General features: G+C 44.9%; 3 protein-coding genes. All 3 read left to right on the forward strand.

Annotated elements, in window-relative coordinates; translation table 11 throughout:
- Window positions 1-818 (forward strand): RagB/SusD family nutrient uptake outer membrane protein (locus tag QVP67_RS01830; protein WP_288179790.1); only part of this gene is annotated, 818 nt, incomplete at its 5' end.
- A gap of 47 nt (window positions 819-865) precedes the next feature.
- Entirely contained in the window at window positions 866-1,756 is an 891-nt protein-coding gene (locus QVP67_RS01835; protein WP_022161858.1) for a discoidin domain-containing protein, read from the forward strand.
- A 19-nt stretch (window positions 1,757-1,775) separates the two neighbouring features.
- Window positions 1,776-1,937, forward strand: coding sequence for a hypothetical protein (locus QVP67_RS01840; RefSeq protein WP_022161859.1), 162 nt, complete (start codon window positions 1,776-1,778; stop codon window positions 1,935-1,937).
- The last annotated feature ends 13 nt before the right edge of the window (window positions 1,938-1,950 follow it).

Consider the following 1,950-nt stretch of genomic DNA (forward strand, 5'->3'; position numbering starts at 1 on the left):
TTCGTCGTGTAGGTAGCACTACTGATCCTGAAGTTACAAATTTCCCCATCAGTATGGAAAACGCCAATTCGGGTAACTGTCCTACTCAAACTTTGGTGGATGCATATCAGCGTACTGACGGTAACTACCTTACTGTAGAACAAGCTGTTCGTGCAGGTCTTGATCCGTATGCTGATCTTGATCCGCGCTTCGGTATGACCATTGCCCGTAACGGAGAGAAATGGCCTAATACCAATACAATGGAACTGGAAACTTTCGTAGGTGGTCGTGACGGTGCTCCGCTGCCTTACGCTACTACTACCAGTTATTATGTGAAGAAGTATGTGGATGGTTCGACCGATATCAGTGCCAGCACCGGTAGTGGTGGTAAGACTCACAGCTGGGTAACCTTCCGTTTGGGTGAGTTCCTGATGAATTATGCCGAGGCTGCATTCAAATACTTTGATTCACCCGATCAGACTAATGACGAACTGACGCTGAGTGCTCGTGAGGCTATTAATCAGGTACGCAACCGTTCGGATGTGAAGATGCCCGCATTGCCAGAAAGTATGGATAATAACTATTTCTGGACAGTTTATAAGAACGAACGTATGGTGGAACTGGCTTTCGAGGGACATCGTTTTTGGGATGTTCGTCGCTGGAAGGAAGGTGGCTTTACCAGCATCGACCGTCTGGTGATTACTAAGGAGGCTGACGGATCGTTGTCGTATAGTCGTACTACGAAGAATCTGGTATGGGATGACAAGATGTATTTCTACCCGATACCTGATTCGGAAATACGCAAGAATCCGAACCTCAGTCAGAATGCAGGCTGGTAATGGCGAGTTTACTATTATAATTCGATTAAATTAAAAAGATTCAGATTATGAAATTCAAATATTTGTTTTTGGCGGCCGGTTTGCTGATGGGCATGAGCGGTTGCGATGACAAGTTGGAGACTTTCGAAACGGTGGGAGAGATCAAGGCTCCCACTGCTATCGAGTCTACAGCTATACACTACGAGTCGTTGCCAGGACAGATTCGCCTGTATTGGACGGTAACTGAAGATCCGGGCTTTGAGTACCTGAAAGTGTACTATTACGATCATCTGTCCAAAGAAGATGTAACCTTACTGGTTTCTAAATATACTGGTGAAGTATTGATCGATAATACACTTGCTCGTTTCGGCGATTATACGTTTGCTTTCCAGACATTCAATGCTGCCAATGAGGGTAGTGCTATGACAGAAGTGAAAGCTGTTTCCGGACCTGCTCCTATCACTTTGTCTGAAACGAAACGTACTAAAGTGGCGCTGACTGCTGATCAGCTCAGTACCGACAATCAGGAACCTACGGAAGGTCCTATTGCCAACTTGATTGACAATAATACCAATACATTCTTTCATACCCGTTGGAGTAGTCCTCAGGTTCCTCTTCCTCAGTATATTCAAGTTGATTTCAATGAGGAGCACGAAAATTTTGCCATTCAATACACTACACGTAACGTAGGTAACTCGGATGGTTTCCCAACAGCTGCTGATTTGCAGATCAGTCAGGACGGTGTTGAGTGGGAGACAGTGACTTCATTGAGCGGTCTGCCGGCTAAGAGCGTAACAGAATATGTTTCCGACTTTGTTATCCCAGGAAAGAAATTCAAGCATTTCCGTTTCTTGGTGACATCGGCTTCGGCTAACGCCAAGTACTTCCATATGTCCGAATTCTCGTTCTATGATGTAGAAGTAGAGGTCTATGACCCTGAGACTGCACCTTTGGATTAATTTTAAAACAATGAAGTATATGAAAAATAAACTGATAAGCATGGCAGCCTGTTGTTTGGCTGCCTGCACAATGTTGTTTCAGGCTTGTGATGACGGCTTGGATTTGGAATACAAGGGAAACTTGGATTTGAATCTGTTGGGTATTAAGCAAGCTGCAGAGATTGCTTCAACCGACACTTGAAGGGACACCGCAG

It is taken from the genome of Bacteroides sp. CAG:633, assembly GCF_000435115.1.
In the GTDB taxonomy this organism is placed as follows: Bacteria; Bacteroidota; Bacteroidia; order Bacteroidales; family Bacteroidaceae; genus Bacteroides; species Bacteroides ndongoniae.

Coding starts and splice junctions, on each gene's coding strand:
- QVP67_RS01835 (WP_022161858.1), top strand. CDS start 866: ATGAAATTCAAATATTTGTTTTTGGCGGCCGGTTTGCTGATGGGCATG.
- QVP67_RS01840 (WP_022161859.1), top strand. CDS start 1,776: ATGAAAAATAAACTGATAAGCATGGCAGCCTGTTGTTTGGCTGCCTGC.